This window comes from Bradyrhizobium sp. UFLA05-89 (assembly GCF_059803475.1).
Genome location: NZ_JBANBA010000002.1, coordinates 179,598 through 196,247 on the forward strand (window position 1 = coordinate 179,598; position 16,650 = coordinate 196,247).

Consider the following 16,650-nt stretch of genomic DNA (forward strand, 5'->3'; position numbering starts at 1 on the left):
AAAAGGGGCGAGGCGGGACGGCTTTCGGACCGGCCCGCTACAACGACAGCCCTTCGGCCTCGGCAAATTGCGTCAGCTTCTGCCGGATCGAGACGGTGCCGGTCGGCGCGTCCAGGAGCGGATCGAGCATCGCGCCGGCCTTCTTGGCATCGAGCTCGAGGACCATCGCCTTCACCGGCCCGAGCGCGGTCGCCGACAGTGACAGCGAGCGGTAGCCCATCGCGATCAGCGCCAGCGCGCCGATCGGCTTGGATGCCATCTCGCCGCACAGCGAGACTGACTTCTCCGCAGCTTTGGACTTGCGCACGATCTCGCGCAGCACGCGCAGGATCGGTGCCGACATGGTGTCGAAGCGCTCCGAAACCTTGGCGTTGCCGCGATCGACCGCGAACAGGAACTGGAACAAGTCGTTGGAGCCGACCGAGATGAAGTCGACCTTCTTCAGAAGCTCGTCGAGCTGGTAGAGCAGCGCAGGCACCTCGACCATGGTGCCGATGTCGATGCGCTCCGGCAGCGTATGGCCGTGCTGGCGCAAATATGTCAGCTCGCGCTCGACCAGCGCCTTTGCCGAATCGAATTCGCCGACCTCCGAGATCATCGGGAACATCACGCGGATCGCGCGGCCGCCGCCTGCGCGCAAGAGCGCGCGGATCTGGCCGCGCAGCAGGCCGGGGCGATCGAGGCCAAGCCGGATCGCGCGCCAGCCGAGCGCGGGATTTTCCTCGATCACCGCCTCCATATAGGGCAGCGCCTTGTCGCCGCCGATGTCGAGGGTGCGGAAGGTGACGGGCTTGGTGCCCGCGGCATCGAGCACGGTGCGGTAGAGCGCGAGCTGGTCGCTGGTGCGCGGCAGGCTCTGGCCGACCATGAATTGCAGCTCGGTGCGGAACAGGCCGATACCGGCGCTGCCGGTGTCGTCGATATGCGGCAGGTCGATCGCAAGACCCGCGTTGATCATCAGCTCCACCGCCTCGCCATCCTTGGTCACGCAAGGACGGTCGCGCAGCGCCAGGTACTGCGCCTGGCGGCGCGCGCGGAAGCGCACGCGCTCCGCATAGGCCGCCTCGATCTCCTGCGAAGGCCGTACGTAGATCGAGCCCGAGGTGCCGTCGACGATGATGGCGTCGCCGGGATCGGCGATACCCGGCGCGTTCGGCACCTCGCCGACCGCGGGGATGCCGAGCGCGCGCGCCACGATCGAGACGTGCGAGTTGGCGGTGCCTTCCTCCAGCACGATGCCGCGCAGCCGCTTGCGGTCGTAGTCGAGCAGCGCCGCCGGTCCCATCGCGCGGGCGATGACGATGGCGTTGTCAGGCAGTTGCTCGCGGGACGGCGCGTGGTCCTGGCCGACGAGCTGGCGCATCAGGCGGTAGCCGAGATCTTCGAGATCGTGCAGGCGGTCGCGCAAATAGGGATCGGTGGAGCGCAGCATGCGCGCGCGGGTGTCCGACTGCACGCGCTCGACCGCGGCTTCCGCGGTAAGGCCGGTCGCGACCGCCTCGTGCAGCTTGTGCGACCAGCCCTGGTCGTTGGCGAACATGCGGTAGGCTTCCAGGACGTCGCGGTGCTCGCCGCCCTCGGCGACGTCGCCGCGCTCGAGCATGCGGTCGAGGTCGGAGCGCAGCTTGGCGAGCGCGGTGTCGAGCCGCTTGATTTCCTTCGGCAGGTCCTCGGCGATGTAGTCCTTGATGACGACGCGCGGCTCGTGCAGCACGACGTGTCCGAGCGCTATGCCCTCCGACAGGATCGCGCCCACCTTTTGCGCGGAATGGCGTGCGGCCGGCTCGAGGCCGGGCTGGGCGAGCGCGGACAATTCGCCCGAGGCGATCAGCTCCGCCAACACCATGGCGGTGGTCTGGAGCGCCTCCAGCTCCTCCTCGACATAATTGCGCTTGGCGCGGTTCTGCACCACCAGCACGCCGAGCGTATTGCCGGCGCGCAGGATCGGCACGCCGAGGAAGGAGTGGTAGATCTCTTCGCCGGTTTCCGGGCGGAACGAGAAGGCCGGGTGGCTCTGGGCGTCGCTGAGGTTGAGGGGGGTCGCCTCGCTGGCGACGAGGCCGACCAGGCCCTCATGGGCGCTCAGCACGGTATGGTGCACGGCCTCGCGGTTGAGGCCTTCGGTGGCGTAGAGCTCGAGGGTGTTGTCGACGCGCAGCACATAGACCGAGCACACTTCGGCCACCATGTTGGCGGCGATCAGCACCACGATCTTGTCCAGCCGCTCCTGGGCCGAGACCTGCTCCGCCATGGTTTCGCGGAGCCGTCTCAACAAGACGCGGGGACCTCCCGACGCGCTCCGCATGTGCCGTCAATCTCCTTCATCTGCCTGGCCCGGCGGGGTAGCCGGCGGCTGGCCCAAAACTCCAGAAAAACAACAAATTTGCTCGTCCGGCGGCGGCACGAGTCCAAATCCTCTTGGATTTAGCGCTTGTGCCGAATCGGCACCGCCTGAACTGGGGCACAGTCTGCGGCAGCCCACCCTGCTCGCCGTATAGCGAATTGAGGCTTGTTTTGCCAAGCAAAACGCCTGCCAAACGCGAAGGTGTGTACACCTTCGCGTTTGCTGCGGCCGCTAACAGAAAATTCGTCTAAACCTGATCGAGACCGTAGAGCGTGTGCAGGGTCCGCACCGCAAGCTCGGTATAGGCGGTGTCGATCAAAACCGAGAATTTGATCTCGGAGGTTGTGATGGCGCGGATGTTGATATTCCGCGCCGCGAGGGCCGAGAACGCCTGGGCGGCGACGCCGGCATGGCTGCGCATGCCGCTGCCGATCACGGAGATTTTGGCGACGTCGGTGGCGCTGTCGAGCCGCGCATAGCCGATCTTGGCCTTGGCGGCGGTGATCGTGTCCCTGGCGCGCGCGTAGTCGGTCGCCGGCACCGTGAAGGTGAGGTCGGTGGTCTTGCCGTCCTCGGAGACGTTCTGAACGATCATGTCGACGTTGATGTTGGCGTCCGCGAGCGGCCCGAAGATCGAGGCGGCGACACCCGGCTTGTCCTCGATCTGGCGCACCGAGATCTGGGCCTCGTCCTTGGAGAAGGCGATGCCGGTGACGACGTGGTTTTCCATGATCTCCTCCTCGCTGCAGATCAGCGTACCGGGCGGCTGGTTGGCATGCGGGTCGATGTCCTCGGGCTTGTCGAAGCTCGAGCGGACGAAGATCGGCATGTTGTGGACCATGCCGAGTTCCACCGAACGGACCTGGAGCACCTTGGCGCCCTGGGAGGCCAGTTCCAGCATGTCCTCGAACGCGATCTTGTCGAGCCGGCGTGCCTTCGGCACGATGCGCGGGTCGGTGGTGTAGACGCCATCGACGTCGGTATAGATGTCGCAGCGATCCGCCTTGACGGCGGCGGCGATCGCGACCGCCGAGGTGTCGGAGCCGCCGCGGCCGAGCGTGGTGATTCGGCCGGTCTCGGGATTGATGCCCTGGAAGCCGGCGATGACCGCGACCTCCTTGCGCTCCTTGAAACGGTTGATGATCTCGGTGCCGTCGATGTCCTCGATGCGGGCCGAGGCATGAGCGTCGCTGGTCTTGATCGGGATCTGCCAGCCCTGCCAGGAGCGCGCCTGGATGCCGAGGCTCTGGAGCGTGATGGCCAGCAGGCCCGACGTCACCTGCTCGCCGGAGGCGACCACGGCGTCGTATTCGCGCGCATCGTGCATGGGGGAAGCTTCGGTGCACCAGGCGACCAGCTCGTTGGTCTTGCCGGACATCGCGGAGACCACCACGGCAACTTCGTGCCCGGCATCGACCTCACGCTTCACATGTCGTGCGACGTTGCGGATACGTTCGATATTGGCGACGGACGTGCCGCCGAATTTCATCACGAGGCGGCTCATGACGACGCGTGCATTCCCTCTTGAGGATCAGTATGGTGGCCCGCGCTGGACGGGGTAGCTACCGACCGCGCGTATACAGAGCGGCGGGGCCGGGGGCAAGCCGGTTCCTGATGGACCCGTCTGGGCCGGGAATGGGTTAATCGAGGTTATGGCGCGTTATATCGACGAGATCCTGCAGCCCGGCGAGAAGGTGCTGTATTCGACCAATGCGCACTGGATCTTCTATTTTCCGGCGATTCTGGCCTGGATCGTGGCCCTGATCCTGCTTCTGATGTCGCGGCAGACGGTCACGGAGGGACTCGTGCTGCTGTGGCTCACAGCTTCCGGCCTGGTGGCGCTGGGCGGCCTCTATTGGACACTGAAGGGCTGGTTCCACCGCTTTACCACCGAGACCGACGTCACCAATTTCAGAGTTGTGCATAAGACCGGGTTCATCACCCGGAAGACCTTTGAAATGAGCCTCGACAAGGTTGAAAGTGTCGATGTCGACCAGAGCATTCTGGGTCGCATCTTCAACTACGGCGATGTGACGATCCGCGGCGTGGGCGAGGGGATCGAGAAGATCGAGACCATCGCGTCCCCACTTGCCTTCCGCAATTCGATCACCGTGCGGTAGGACGGCGCGTTGTCATGAGCATGCAGCAGAACAGTTCCGCCACCACGATTGTCAGCCCGGCCTCGACCGTCGACGCCGGCGAGGTCGCCAAGTTCTCAAAGCTTTCCGCCGAGTGGTGGGACCCCAGCGGCAAGATGGCCCCGCTGCACAAGATCAATCCGCTGCGGCTCGGCTATATCCGCGACTCCGCCTGTCGCAAGTTCGAGCGCAACGTGCGCAGCCTCAACTGCCTCGGAGGCCTGCGCGTGCTCGACATCGGCTGCGGTGCAGGCCTGCTCTGCGAGCCGCTCTCGCGGCTCGGGGCGCAGGTCATCGGCATCGATCCCTCGGCAAGCAACATCGCGGCCGCAAAGCTCCATGCCGACAAGGGGCATCTGTCGATCGACTACCGCTGCACTACGGTGGAGGAGGTCGACCCGCGCGAGCGCTTCGACATCGTGCTGGCGATGGAGGTGGTGGAGCACGTCACCGACGTCGGCATCTTCCTGAGCCGCTGCGCCGCCATGCTGAAGCCGAATGGGCTGATGGTGGTCTCGACCTTGAACCGCAACTGGAAGAGCTTTGCGCTCGCCATCGTCGGCGCCGAATACGTGCTGCGCTGGCTGCCGCGCGGCACCCATGAGTGGAACAAGTTCGTCACCCCCGACGAGCTCGCCAAATATCTGCTCGACAACCGCCTCGTCATCACCGAGCAGACCGGCGTCGTCTACTCGCCCTTCGCCGACAGATGGAGCCTCTCCTCCGACATGGACGTGAACTACATGGTCGTGGCGGAAGGGATGGTGTGAGGCGGGCGTTGCGTGTAGCAGCCCGGCTGTTGCAACAACAGAGGTGTCGTCCTGGCGAAAGCCAGGACCCATTACCCCAGGGAGCGGTTGTGGCGCGAGGCTTGTAACCACGAGTCTTCGCAAAACCACTCCCTGGGGTAATGGGTCCTGGATCTGCGCTCCGCTTGTCCAGGACGACAGTGGAGTTTGTGGTAGGAGCATCGCACCCATGACATCGGCGTGGTTGACCAGCGAGTCTGTTACCTTCACGCTAGCGCCTCTCTGTCCCGCCATTTCCCGCCCATGCTCACCGTCACCAGCCTCTGGATTCCCTTCACCGTCATCGCCGCGCTCGGCCAGGTCGCGCGCAATGCGATGCAGCGGTCGTTGACCAAGCCGCTCGGTACCTGGGGCGCGACCAACATCCGCTTCCTGTTCGGCTTCCCGTTCTCGGTGCTGTTCTTGGGCCTGGTGCTGGTCGTCTCCGGCGATCATCTGAGCGCGCCGCCGACCGTGTTCTGGCCGTGGCTGCTGTTAGGGGCGCTCAGCCAGATCGTCGCCACCGGATTGATGCTGCTCGCCATGAACGACCGCTCCTTCGTGGTGACTACGGCTTATCTGAAGACCGAAGCGATCCAGACCGCGATCTTCGGCTTCGTCTTCCTCGGTGATCACCTGACCTGGCTCAAGGTGCTGGCGATCGTGATCGCGACCGTCGGCGTCGTCATCACCGCGCTGCGTCCCGGCGGCGAGAAGAGCTTTGCCGAATTGAAGCCGACCATCATCGGCCTCGTCGCCGCGGCCGCGTTTGCGCTGTCAGCCGTCGGCTTCCGCGGCGCAATCATCACGGTGCCCGGCGTCTCCTTCGTGACGGCCTCGTCGTTCACGCTGGTGCTGGGCCTGTTCGTGCAGACGCTGATCCTGACGGTCTACCTGCTGTGGCGCGCACCAAAAATCTTGCAGGCGATCCTTGGATTATGGAAGCCGTCGCTGCTCGCCGGCTTCATGGGCGCCTTCGCCTCGCAATTCTGGTTCCTGTCCTTCGCGCTGACCGCCGCCGCCAATGTCCGCACGCTCGCGCTGATCGAGGTGCTGTTCGCGCAGGGCGTCGCCTACTACTCGTTCAAGCAGCCGGTCTCGCCGCGCGAGATTTTCGGCATCGTGCTGATCGTGATCGGCGTTGCGGTGCTGGTGGGGGCGTAGGAAGAGTTAGCGAAGCCCGGCAAGGATGCCGGGTGCCAGAACGCGCAACTCACCGCTCAACACCGGGTTCGCCAGATCGTGGATCGCCGCATGGATCACGTCCTCATATCCCGATTCGAACCCGATATCCTCGCGGCATTCGACGAGATTGGCCCAATCCTCGACGGCGAGGGCATCGATCTCTCCGGTTGAAAACCGCTCAAGGACTGCGACGATATCGCGTCGCGCCAGCGTGACCACCGGATCACTATCCCACGTCAACGAACCGAGTCCGGACTTCAGGTCCGGGATGGACGCATCGAAATGGATGAGCGACGAGAGTATCGTTTCGCGGCTCATGAGCGCTCGCGTCAGTTCCGGTCTTCCGGCAGCACCGGCAGCGGCGACACCTCGATGCCTTCGTCGATCAGCGCCTTGGCTTCATCGGGCGAGGCTTCGCCGTAGATCGGGCGGTGCTCCTTGTCGCCGTAATGCATGGCGCGGGCTTCGTTCGGGAAGCGTTCGCCGACATTGTCGGCATGCTTCACGATGTGGTCGCGCAATTCCTTCAGCTTGGTGCGCAGTTCGCGCTCCTGGGCCAGCATCAGCGAGGCCGGCTGCTGCTGTGTGACCTCGGTCGTTGGCGTGGGTGCCGGGGTTGGCTCGGGAGCGCGCTCGCGGCCCTTCTTGCCGACGATGCGCGGCGCCATGATCGCCTTGTCGACCTTGGCCGAGCCGCAGATCGGGCAGGTCACGAGCTTGCGCTTGACCTGCTGGTCGTAAGCCGACGAGCTCTGGAACCAGCTTTCGAACTCGTGGTCCCGCTCGCAGCGGAGTGCATAGCGGATCATGCCGATCCCCGCACCAGATGCAGATGATCAGGGCCAGCCTTCGGATCGGCGACGCCGAAGCGGCGGCCATGTTGCAGTGAGGGAATCGCCCTGCGCGCGGTCTCGACCTTGGCCGGGTCGATCTTGGCCATGATGATGCCGGGCTCGACATCGCCCTCGGCAAGGATCTCGCCCCAGGGATCGATGATCAGCGAGTGACCATAGGTTTCGCGCTTGTTCTCGTGCGTTCCGGCTTGCGCGGCAGCAAACACGAAGCACCCGGTCTCGATTGCGCGCGAGCGCAGTAGCACGTGCCAATGCGCTTCGCCGGTCTTGCGGGTGAAGGCGGAGGGCACGGTGATGAACGAAGCGCCGGCCTCCGCCAGCGCGCGATAGAGCGCGGGGAAGCGCACGTCGTAGCAGATCGTGAGCCCGACGCGGCCCCAGGGCAGGTCGGAGATCACAGCCGTCTCGCCCGGCTGGTAGTTGGCGGATTCGCGATAGCTCTCGCCATCCGGCAGCTCGATGTCGAACATGTGGATCTTGTCGTAGCTCGCCAGCAGATTGCCGTCGGGTCCGATCAGGAAGGAGCGGTTGACCGCCTTCTCCGGCGAGTAGCGGAGCGCCAGCGAGCCGACATGCAAGAAGATCTTCAATTCGGCGGCGAGCGCGCGATAGGCCTTCAGCGATTTGTCGTCCTCTTCGCTGGCGAGGTGCTCGAACAGCGCCTTGCGGTTCAGCTGCATCATGTTGCTGACTTCGGGCGTCTGCACGTAATTCGCGCCGTTTGCGGCCGCTTTTCGAATCAGCTTGCTCGCCTGCTCGAAGCTCGGTTCAGGCAGAAGGCCGGTGCGCATCTGCACCATGGCGGCAGTGAAGGTACGATCCTGCGCTTGAGCTTGATTCTGGTTCATGAGACCGCCTTGACGCTTTCGAGCAGTGCATCGAGCTTGCCTTCGCGATCGAGCGAATAGAGCTCGTCGCAACCGCCGACATGCTTCTCGCCGATCCAGATCTGCGGGAACGTCGAGCCCTCGCCGGCGCGGGCATACATCTCCTGGCGCCATGACGGATTCTTGGCGATGTCGAACTCGGTGAAGGCGGCTTTCTTGCGGGTCAACAGCGATCTGGCCGCGGAACAATAGCCGCAGCCCGGCCTCGTATAGATCTCGACAGCAGTGCTCATCTCGCCTGGCGCTCTCAATTCATGAATTGATTGAATTATATGGGACGTGACCCGGTCTCCACAACCCGGGCAAAGACCAGTGCGTCGACCTGCGCCGCTTTGGCGCGCAGCAAGGCCCGCGCGCAGGCATCCAGTGTCGCACCCGAGGTGAGGACGTCATCGATCAGGATGATGCGGCGGCCCTGCACCTCGGCCTGGTGGTCGGCAGATACCTGGAATGCGCCCTGCACATTGGTGGCGCGCTGGGCGCGCGACAGGCCGATCTGCTGCTCGGTGGCGCGGACCCGGCGCAGGACGTCGCCTTTTACCTTGACCCCGGTCTGGCGCTCGATCACGCGGGCCAGCGCGCCCGCCTGGTTGTAGCGGCGGCGCCAAGCCCGCCGCCAATGCAGGGGCACCGGGACCAGCATGTCGGCCTCGCCAAGCAGCTCGCGCCCCGCGCGCGCCATCCAGCGGCCCATGGCCGGCGCAAGATCGGTACGGTCCTGATACTTCAGCGAATGCACGAGCGTGCGCGCGACATCATCATAGCGTACCGCGGCGCGCGCCCGATGATAGGCGGGCGGGCTCGCAATCGCCTCCATCGACAGCATCTCAGGGCCGGGATCGTAGACGAAGGGGATTCCGAGCCGCGGGCAGTAGGGTGGGGCGATGAACGAGAGTTTCGCCCAGCAGGCCGCACAGACGCCCTCGCCATCGACCGGCTCGCGGCAGGACACGCACAGCGTCGGCAGCGCAATGTCGAGCGCGAGCCTTGCCGCGCGCGACAATAGGCGATGGCCGGCCGAAAGCGCCCCACGCCAATGGGCGGAGATGGAACGGGACGGGGCGGTTTCGGCTTCCATGAATGAAGGCTAGCGCTACGTTTGCGAGGGCTCAAGCCGCGGTTTTATGTCTCGTGCCCCGGACGCGGCGCAGCGCGTAGCGGTGCGCTGCTGAGCCGGGGCCCAGGAATCGTCCACGTAAACGTGGGTCCCGGCTCTACGGAGCGTCACTGCGTGCCGCACCGCGTCCGGGACACGAGAGAGGAGATTGCCAGAACCGTCGCGATCGGCGTAACCAGCGGCATGGCGCAAAACCCGCAAATCCCGCCCGCCCTGTTCGACCGCGCGCTGCTGCATGCGCGGCAGCGACGTGCGAGCGTGCAGGGGCTTGCCAGCTTCCTGCTCGACCGTGTCGACGAGGACATGGCCGACCGGCTGGCTGCGGTGATGCGCGAATTTGGCGCCGTTGCCGATCTGTGGACCCCCGGTGAGGGCCTGTCGGCGTTGCGCGCGCGCTTCGGCAATGTACAGCGGATCGAGCTCGATGCTACGGGCGAGGAGAAGCTGCCGCTGGCGATGGAAAGCCTCGATCTGGTGGCGTCCGCGCTGGCGCTGCAATTTGTCAACGATTTGCCGGGCGTGCTCGCGCAAATCCGGCGTGCGTTGAAGCCCGACGGTCTCCTGCTCGCCGCGATGATCGGCGGCGATTCACTGACCGAGTTGCGCCAGGCCTTTGCCGCGGCCGAAGCCGAATGCGAGGGCGGCGTGTCGCCGCGCGTTGCGCCGTTCGCCGATCTGCGCGACATCGGCGCGCTGTTGCAGCGGGCGGGTTTTGCGCTGCCGGTCACCGACGTCGATCGCATCGTCGTGCGCTATGCGAATGCCTTCGCGCTGATGCAGGATCTCAGGCGCATGGGCGCAGCCAACGTGCTGGTCGAGCGGCGGCGCACGCTGACGCGGCGTGCGACCATGCTGCGGATGGCGCAAATCTATGCCGAGCGCTTTGCCGATCCCGACGGCCGCATCCGCACGACATTCGAGATCATCTGGCTCTCCGGCTGGGCGCCGCATGCCAGCCAACAGCAGCCGCTCAAGCCCGGATCGGCCAAGACCAGCCTTGCCGAGGCGGTGAAGAAGGCAGGGAAGACGTGACCCTCATGGTCCTCATGGTGAGGAGGCGCGCAAGCGCCGTCTCGAACCATGCAGGCCCCGCTCTCGCCATGCGGCCCATCCTTCGAGACGCGGCGCAACCGCCGCTCCTCAGGATGAGGTCCCAATTCACATCAGCAGATCGATCAAATGCGGGATCAGCGGGATGTCCGCTGGCGGCATCGGATAGTCGCGCAGCTTGTTGGCACGGACCCAGGCCAGGGTCTGGCCTTCACGTGCCGTCACCATCCCCTCCCAGCGGCGGCAGATGTAGAGCGGCATCAACAAATGGAACGCCTCGTAGGCGTAGCTTGCGAAGGTGAGAGGCGCCAGGCACGGCTCGCTGACGGTGATGCCGAGCTCCTCGTGAAGCTCGCGGATGAGGCTCTGCTCCGGCCGTTCGCCGGGCTCGAGCTTGCCGCCGGGAAACTCCCAGAGGCCGGCAAGCGCCTTGCCCTCGGGGCGCTGCGCGATCAGGACGCGCTTGTCGGCGTCAACGAGCGCGCAGGCCACTACCAATGTCAGCTTGAGTTCGGCCATGCCTGAACTTACGATCGATAGTCGCCGTTGATCGCGACATATTCCTTGGTGAGGTCGCAGGTCATCACGCGGTCGCGGCCCTTGCCGAGGCCGAGCGAGACCTTGATCGCGATCTCCGGCGCCTTCATCGCCTCCGACACCTGTGCCTCGTCATAGGACGGATCGCGCGCGCCGCTCTTGGCGACGCGGATGCCGTTGAAGGAGATCGACAGCTTGTCGCGATCGGCGGGCTCGCCGGCCTTGCCCACAGCCATCACCACGCGGCCCCAATTGGCGTCTTCACCTGCGATCGCGGTCTTCACCAGCGGCGAGTTTGCAATCGACATCGCGATCTTGCGCGCCGACGCCTTGGTCTTGGCGCCTTCCACGGTGATCTCGACCAGCTTGCGTGCGCCTTCACCGTCGCGCGCCACCTGCTCGGCGAGATTGGCCAACACCTCGTTGAACGCCTTGACGAAGGCCTTCAGGCGCGGGTCGCTGGCGCGGCTGATTTTTGGCGCGCCGTGCTCGGCGGCAGCGCCGGTGGCAAAGGCGAGCAGAGTGTCAGAGGTCGAGGTGTCGCCGTCGATCGTCACCGCATTAAAGGTGTCCTCGACGCCGCTCTTGAGCAGCGCTTGCAGCGCGGCCGGCGCGATCGGCGCATCCGTGAAGATGAACGACAGCATGGTCGCCATGTCGGGCGCGATCATGCCGGCGCCCTTGGCCATGCCGTTGATGGTGACCTTGGCCTTGCCGAGCTTCACGGTCCTGGTTGCGACCTTCGGGAAGGTGTCGGTGGTCATGATCGCGTTCGCGGCCGCGAGATAGTCGCCGGCTTCGGCGGTCGCGGCGAGACGTCCCAGCACGCCATCGAACTTGGTCGCATCCAGCGGCTCGCCGATCACGCCGGTCGAAGCGAGGAAAATCTCGCTTTCGCTGCAGCCGACGGCCTTGGCCGCGATCTTCGCGGTCAGCGCGGTGGATGCCCGGCCGGTCTTGCCGGTGAAGGCATTGGCGTTGCCGGAATTGACCACCAGCGCGCGCGCCTTGCCGCCCTTCAGTTTCGCGCGGCACCATTCCACCGGCGCGGACGGGCATTTCGACTTGGTGAAGACGCCGGCGACCGCGGTGCCCTTGTCCAGAAGCGCGAGCAGCACGTCGGTGCGGTTCTTGTAGCGGATGCCGGCTTCCGCCGTCGCGAGACGGACGCCCGCAATGACGGGCATGTCGGGAACGTGCTTGGGGGCAAGTGGAGAGACAGTGGAGGACATCGCTTGGGCCTTGATGGGTTCAGATACGCAGATGCCCGGCACGAGGCCGGGCATCACGATACTTAAATACTCTAGGCGTCAGCGAAGTGACAGCGAATTCTTACTTCTTCGCTGGCGGCGCCATCTTGCTGTCGGAGGGCTTCGCCGCGTCGGCCGGCTTGTCAGCCGGCTTTGCCGCGTCCGCAGCAGGCTGGTCCAGCCGCTCGACCTTGGCTTCAGCGCGCAGCTTCGCGACATAGTCGGCCTGGGCCTTGCGGGTGACGTAGTTCTCGATCTGGGCTTTGACCTGGTCGAAATCCGGCGCCTTGCGGCTGCGCTTTTCCTCGACCTTGATGATGTGCCAGCCGAACTGCGACTTCACGGGGTCGGAGATCTTGCCCGGCTCCAGCGCGAAGGCGACCGCCGAGAATTCCGGCACCATCTGCTCCTTGGTGAAGAAGCCGAGGTCGCCGCCGTCGGCGGAGCCCGGATCCTTGGACTTCTTCTTGGCGAGCTCGGCGAAATCGGCGCCCTTGTCGAGCTCGGCCTTCACCGCCTTGGCCTCGTCCTCGGTCTCGACCAGGATGTGGCGGGCGTGCACCTCCTGCTCGCCGGTGATCTGCTTGGAGGCTTCCTCATAGACCTTCTTCATGGCATCGGGGGTGGTCGCGGTCTTGCCTTCCTGGGCGAGCAGGCTGTCCATCAGAAGCCGGTTGCGGGCGAAACCCAGGCGCTTCTTGAACTCCTCGTTATCGGCGATCTTCTTGTCCTCGGCGGCCTTGGCGACGATCTTCATGTCGATCAGGAAGGCCAGCACGTTCTCGTCCTTGGTCGCCGGGTCCATCTGTGCCAGCGAGGGCCCCAGTTCCTCCTCGGCGAGCGCAACGTCGCTCTTCTTGATCTCCGCGCCATTGACCTTGGCCAGGACCGGGTCGTCGGCGGCCCGGCCGGGACCTGCGATCAGCGCCAGTGCGAGGCAGCCCGCAAGGGCGGTGGCAAGGCCGAAGCGCAGGCCGGTTTTCGTTACCGGGAACGAGGTGGTCATGGAAAATCCTTATCCTGAAGGGGGTATTTGGGCGGGGCGGACACTCGCCCAATCGGGATGCCTTGGCAACGCGAAAAACCTGTCAAAATGATGAATTAGCGGAAAGCCGGCCGCCGTTGACAAGGCTCAGGGTGGGCCATATCTGTGGCCGGTCGCGTCCATGGCGATAGCGTTTATTTTGCTGCGTTTTTGGCCGTTGAACCCAGATTTGCTCAATTCCCACCCATATGGCGGATGACCCCGCAACGGGGCCTTGGCCGCGAGGCGTCACGGTGAGTTGATAGGCAAGTTGGTGACAACCTCTTGGCTGCAACGCGGTAATCGCGAACACAGGAATTTGGCAAGGAATTCGGTATGATCGGCGCGCTCGCCCGCAAGTTTTTCGGCTCCGCCAACGACCGGCGGGTGAAGGGATACCAATCCCGAGTCAACGCGATCAACGCGCTCGAGCCGGAACTTTCAAAACTCTCCGACGAAGCCCTCAAGGCCCGCACCGCCGAATTCAAGCAGCTGCTCGCATCGGGCAAGACGCTGGACGACCTGCTGGTGCCTGCCTTCGCCACGGTGCGCGAGGCGGCCAAGCGCACGCTCGGCCAGCGCCATTTCGACGTCCAGCTCATCGGCGGCATGGTGCTGCATGAGGGCGACATCGCCGAGATGAAGACCGGCGAAGGCAAGACGCTGGTCGCAACGCTTGCGGTCTATCTCAACGCGCTCGCCGGCAAGGGCGTCCACGTCGTCACCGTCAACGACTACCTCGCCCGCCGCGACTCCGGCTGGATGGGCCAGATCTACGGCTTCCTCGGCATGACCACCGGCGTGATCGTGCACGGGCTCGACGATGCCGAGCGCAAGGCGGCCTATGCCTGCGACATCACCTACGGCACCAACAACGAATACGGTTTCGACTACCTGCGCGACAACATGAAGTACCGGCTCGAGGACATGGTCCAGCGGCCGCACTACTACGCGATCGTCGACGAAGTGGACTCCATTCTCATCGATGAAGCCCGCACCCCGCTGATCATCTCCGGCCCGCTCGACGACCGTTCGGACTTCTACAACACCATCGACACCTTCATGCCGAAGCTGGAGAAGGTCACGGACTACGAGGTCGACGAGAAGCAGCGCACGGTGACCTTGACCGAAGGCGGCATGGAGAAGCTGGAGACACTGCTGCGCGACGCCGGCCAGCTCAAGGGCGAGTCGCTCTACGACGTCGAGAACGTCTCGGTCGTGCACCACGTCAACCAGGCGCTGCGCGCCCATACGCTGTTCACCCGCGACAAGGACTACATCGTTCGCGACGGCGAAGTCGTGATCATCGACGAATTCACCGGACGCATGATGCCGGGCCGGCGCTATTCGGAAGGCCTGCACCAGGCGCTCGAAGCCAAGGAGCACGTCGCGGTTCAGCCCGAGAACCAGACGCTCGCCTCGATCACCTTCCAGAACTACTTCCGCATGTACGAGAAGCTGGCGGGCATGACCGGCACGGCGGCAACCGAAGCCGACGAATTGTTCGACATCTACAAGCTCGAGGTCGTGGAGATCCCGACCAACCTGCCGGTCGCGCGTCTGGATGAGGACGACGAGGTCTACCGCACGCAGAAGGAAAAATACGTCGCCATCCTCGCCGAGATCGAGCGCGCCAATGCGCGCCTCCAGCCCGTGCTGGTCGGCACGGCATCGATCGAGAAGTCGGAAGTGCTCGCCGAATTCTTGAAGCAGAACGGCTACAAGCAGATCGATTTCGGCAAGGAAAGCGCGCTGGAGAAGCTCTACGCCGCCGCCCGCGCCGGCAAGCCCGCAAAACTGTTCGCGGTCTTGAACGCGCGCTTCCACGAGCAGGAAGCCTATATCGTTGCGGAAGCCGGCGTGCCCGGCGCGATCACGATCGCGACCAACATGGCGGGACGCGGTACCGACATCAAGCTCGGCGGCTCCCTGGACATGCGCATCCAGCAGGAGACCGCAGGGATCGAGGACGAGGCCGAGAAGGCGAAAAAAATCGAGCAGATCAAGGCCGACATCGAACATTTCCGCGACATCGTGCTGAAGGCCGAGGAGACCGTCGAGATCGAGCCGGCCAAGGGTTCAAAGCCCGCCAAGACCGTGAACAAGCCCGGCGGCCTCTACATCATCGGCTCCGAGCGTCACGAGTCCCGCCGCATCGACAACCAGCTCCGCGGTCGTTCCGGCCGTCAGGGTGACCCCGGTCGCTCAAAATTCTTCCTGTCGCTGGAAGACGATCTGATGCGCATCTTCGGCTCGGATCGCCTCGACAGCATGCTGCAGCGGCTCGGTCTGAAAGAGGGCGAGGCCATCATCCATCCCTGGATCAACAAGGCGCTCGAGAAGGCACAGCAGAAGGTCGAGGCGCGCAACTTCGACATCCGCAAGAACCTCCTCAAGTTCGACAACGTCCAGAACGACCAGCGCAAGGTGATCTTCGACCAGCGCGTCGACCTGATGAAGGACGAGAACGTCGCCGAGACCATCGCCGACATGCGCCACGCCTTCATCGAGGACCTCGTCGCCAAGCACGTGCCCGAGCATGCCTATGCCGAGCAGTGGGACGTCGCGGGTCTCAAGGAAGAGTTGAAGCGCGTGCTCGATCTCGATTTGCCGGTCGACGACTGGGCCAAGGAAGAGGGCATCGCCGACGAGGAATTGCTCACCCGCATCGAGACCCGTGCCGACGAGCACATGGCGGCCAAGGTCGCGCAGTGGGGTCCCGACGTGATGCGTTACGTCGAGAAGACGATTCTGCTGCAGACGCTCGATCATCTCTGGCGCGAGCACCTGATTATGCTCGACCATCTGCGCCAGGTCATTGGCCTGCGCGGTTACGGCCAGCGCGATCCGTTGCAGGAGTACAAGACCGAGGCCTTCAATCTCTTCCAGGAGATGAGTGCGCATCTGCGCGAGGCCGTCACCGCGCAGCTCATGCGCGTCGAGATCATTCCGCCGGAGCAGGAAGCGCCTATCCTGCCCACAATGGAAGCGCACAAGCTCAATCCTGATACCGGCGAGGACGAGATGGCCTTCGCCAACGTGACGCTGGCCCCGCAGGCCAACGCCGTGCAGCGCGATCCGAAGAACCCGGCAAGCTGGGGCAAGGTCGGCCGCAACGAAGATTGCCCCTGCGGCAGTGGGAAGAAGTTCAAGCACTGTCACGGAAGGTATGCTTGATGTGATGACGGAGTGAGTGAGGCGCGACGCTCTCGCTTCACACTCCACCGTCATTGCGAGCACAGCGAAGCAATCCTGAGTCTTTCCGCAGAGGGATTCTGGGTTGCTTCGCTGCGCTCGCAATGACGAGCGCTTGGGAGCGTCCATCGCGCATCAATCTCCGCTGTCATGCTCCGCGAAAGCGGGGCATCCAGTACGCCGCGGCCTCTCGATTCAGGCAGAACTGTCTCTGGAATACTTGTATGGGCTTGGTCAAGGATGAGTGGTTGTTAGATCATTTCAGATCATCTCCTTGTTCG

At 64.5% G+C, this 16,650-nt stretch carries 15 protein-coding genes; 5 read left to right on the forward strand and 10 right to left on the reverse strand.

All coding sequences use genetic code 11. The features are described from left to right. Positions 1 to 37: 37 nt before the first annotated feature. Both ptsP and SO139_RS02070 read right to left on the reverse strand, forming a co-directional pair. Positions 38 to 2,305 carry a phosphoenolpyruvate--protein phosphotransferase gene (gene ptsP, locus SO139_RS02065; RefSeq protein ID WP_449382652.1) on the reverse strand — a complete coding sequence of 756 codons (2,268 nt, stop codon included), beginning with the start codon at positions 2,303 to 2,305 and terminating at the stop codon, positions 38 to 40. A 286-nt stretch (positions 2,306 to 2,591) separates the two neighbouring features. After that, the gene (locus tag SO139_RS02070) at positions 2,592 to 3,848 is read right to left on the reverse strand and encodes an aspartate kinase (protein WP_449382651.1); all 1,257 of its coding nucleotides are present in this window, start codon (positions 3,846 to 3,848) and stop codon (positions 2,592 to 2,594) included. Between the two features lie 148 nt (positions 3,849 to 3,996). Here SO139_RS02070 and SO139_RS02075 point away from each other — a divergent pair, with 148 nt between their 5' ends. From SO139_RS02075 to SO139_RS02085, 3 genes are all read left to right on the forward strand, one after another. Next, entirely contained in the window at positions 3,997 to 4,464 is a 468-nt protein-coding gene (locus SO139_RS02075; protein WP_449382650.1) for a PH domain-containing protein, read from the forward strand. Between the two features lie 14 nt (positions 4,465 to 4,478). Beyond that, positions 4,479 to 5,252: a bifunctional 2-polyprenyl-6-hydroxyphenol methylase/3-demethylubiquinol 3-O-methyltransferase UbiG gene (gene ubiG, locus SO139_RS02080; RefSeq protein WP_449382649.1), complete on the forward strand. Its 774-nt coding sequence runs from the start codon at positions 4,479 to 4,481 to the stop codon at positions 5,250 to 5,252. A gap of 282 nt (positions 5,253 to 5,534) precedes the next feature. Beyond that, positions 5,535 to 6,434 (forward strand): EamA family transporter, encoded by a 900-nt coding sequence (locus SO139_RS02085; RefSeq protein WP_449382648.1) that lies wholly within the window; start codon positions 5,535 to 5,537, stop codon positions 6,432 to 6,434. A gap of 6 nt (positions 6,435 to 6,440) precedes the next feature. Here the strand turns inward: SO139_RS02085 and SO139_RS02090 are convergent, their stop codons facing one another. Genes SO139_RS02090 through SO139_RS02110 form a run of 5 tightly spaced genes read right to left on the reverse strand, consistent with a single transcriptional unit; the run spans position 6,441 to position 9,274 of the window. Beyond that, the gene (locus tag SO139_RS02090) at positions 6,441 to 6,773 is read right to left on the reverse strand and encodes a hypothetical protein (protein WP_449382647.1); all 333 of its coding nucleotides are present in this window, start codon (positions 6,771 to 6,773) and stop codon (positions 6,441 to 6,443) included. An 11-nt stretch (positions 6,774 to 6,784) separates the two neighbouring features. Further along, a complete protein-coding gene (locus tag SO139_RS02095; protein ID WP_449382646.1) occupies positions 6,785 to 7,264 on the reverse strand; it encodes a DUF1178 family protein in 480 nt (159 codons plus the stop codon). Next, positions 7,261 to 8,157 (reverse strand): carbon-nitrogen hydrolase family protein, encoded by an 897-nt coding sequence (locus tag SO139_RS02100; protein WP_449382645.1) that lies wholly within the window; start codon positions 8,155 to 8,157, stop codon positions 7,261 to 7,263. Before SO139_RS02100 ends, SO139_RS02095 begins: the two co-directional genes overlap by 4 nt. Beyond that, complete coding sequence (gene grxC / locus SO139_RS02105) at positions 8,154 to 8,429, reverse strand: glutaredoxin 3 (protein WP_449382644.1); 276 nt, start codon at positions 8,427 to 8,429, stop codon at positions 8,154 to 8,156. Before grxC ends, SO139_RS02100 begins: the two co-directional genes overlap by 4 nt. A 35-nt stretch (positions 8,430 to 8,464) precedes the next feature. Beyond that, positions 8,465 to 9,274, reverse strand: coding sequence for a ComF family protein (locus SO139_RS02110; protein WP_449382643.1), 810 nt, complete (start codon positions 9,272 to 9,274; stop codon positions 8,465 to 8,467). 222 nt (positions 9,275 to 9,496) lie between these two features. Between SO139_RS02110 and SO139_RS02115 the strand changes: the two genes are divergently transcribed. Further along, the gene (locus SO139_RS02115) at positions 9,497 to 10,345 is read left to right on the forward strand and encodes a methyltransferase domain-containing protein (protein WP_449382677.1); all 849 of its coding nucleotides are present in this window, start codon (positions 9,497 to 9,499) and stop codon (positions 10,343 to 10,345) included. A 126-nt stretch (positions 10,346 to 10,471) separates the two neighbouring features. Here SO139_RS02115 and SO139_RS02120 read toward each other — a convergent pair whose 3' ends face one another. The 3 genes from SO139_RS02120 to SO139_RS02130 form a co-directional block, all read right to left on the reverse strand. Continuing rightward, positions 10,472 to 10,882 (reverse strand): (deoxy)nucleoside triphosphate pyrophosphohydrolase, encoded by a 411-nt coding sequence (locus SO139_RS02120; RefSeq protein WP_449382642.1) that lies wholly within the window; start codon positions 10,880 to 10,882, stop codon positions 10,472 to 10,474. Positions 10,883 to 10,890: 8 nt separating this feature from the next. After that, a complete protein-coding gene (gene argJ / locus SO139_RS02125) occupies positions 10,891 to 12,132 on the reverse strand; it encodes a bifunctional glutamate N-acetyltransferase/amino-acid acetyltransferase ArgJ (protein WP_449382641.1) in 1,242 nt (413 codons plus the stop codon). A gap of 100 nt (positions 12,133 to 12,232) precedes the next feature. Beyond that, positions 12,233 to 13,156: a peptidylprolyl isomerase gene (locus tag SO139_RS02130; protein WP_449382640.1), complete on the reverse strand. Its 924-nt coding sequence runs from the start codon at positions 13,154 to 13,156 to the stop codon at positions 12,233 to 12,235. 354 nt (positions 13,157 to 13,510) lie between these two features. Here SO139_RS02130 and secA point away from each other — a divergent pair, with 354 nt between their 5' ends. Then, on the forward strand, positions 13,511 to 16,351 hold the full coding sequence (gene secA, locus SO139_RS02135) for a preprotein translocase subunit SecA (RefSeq protein ID WP_449382639.1): 2,841 nt from the start codon (positions 13,511 to 13,513) through the stop codon (positions 16,349 to 16,351). Positions 16,352 to 16,650: the final 299 nt, after the last annotated feature.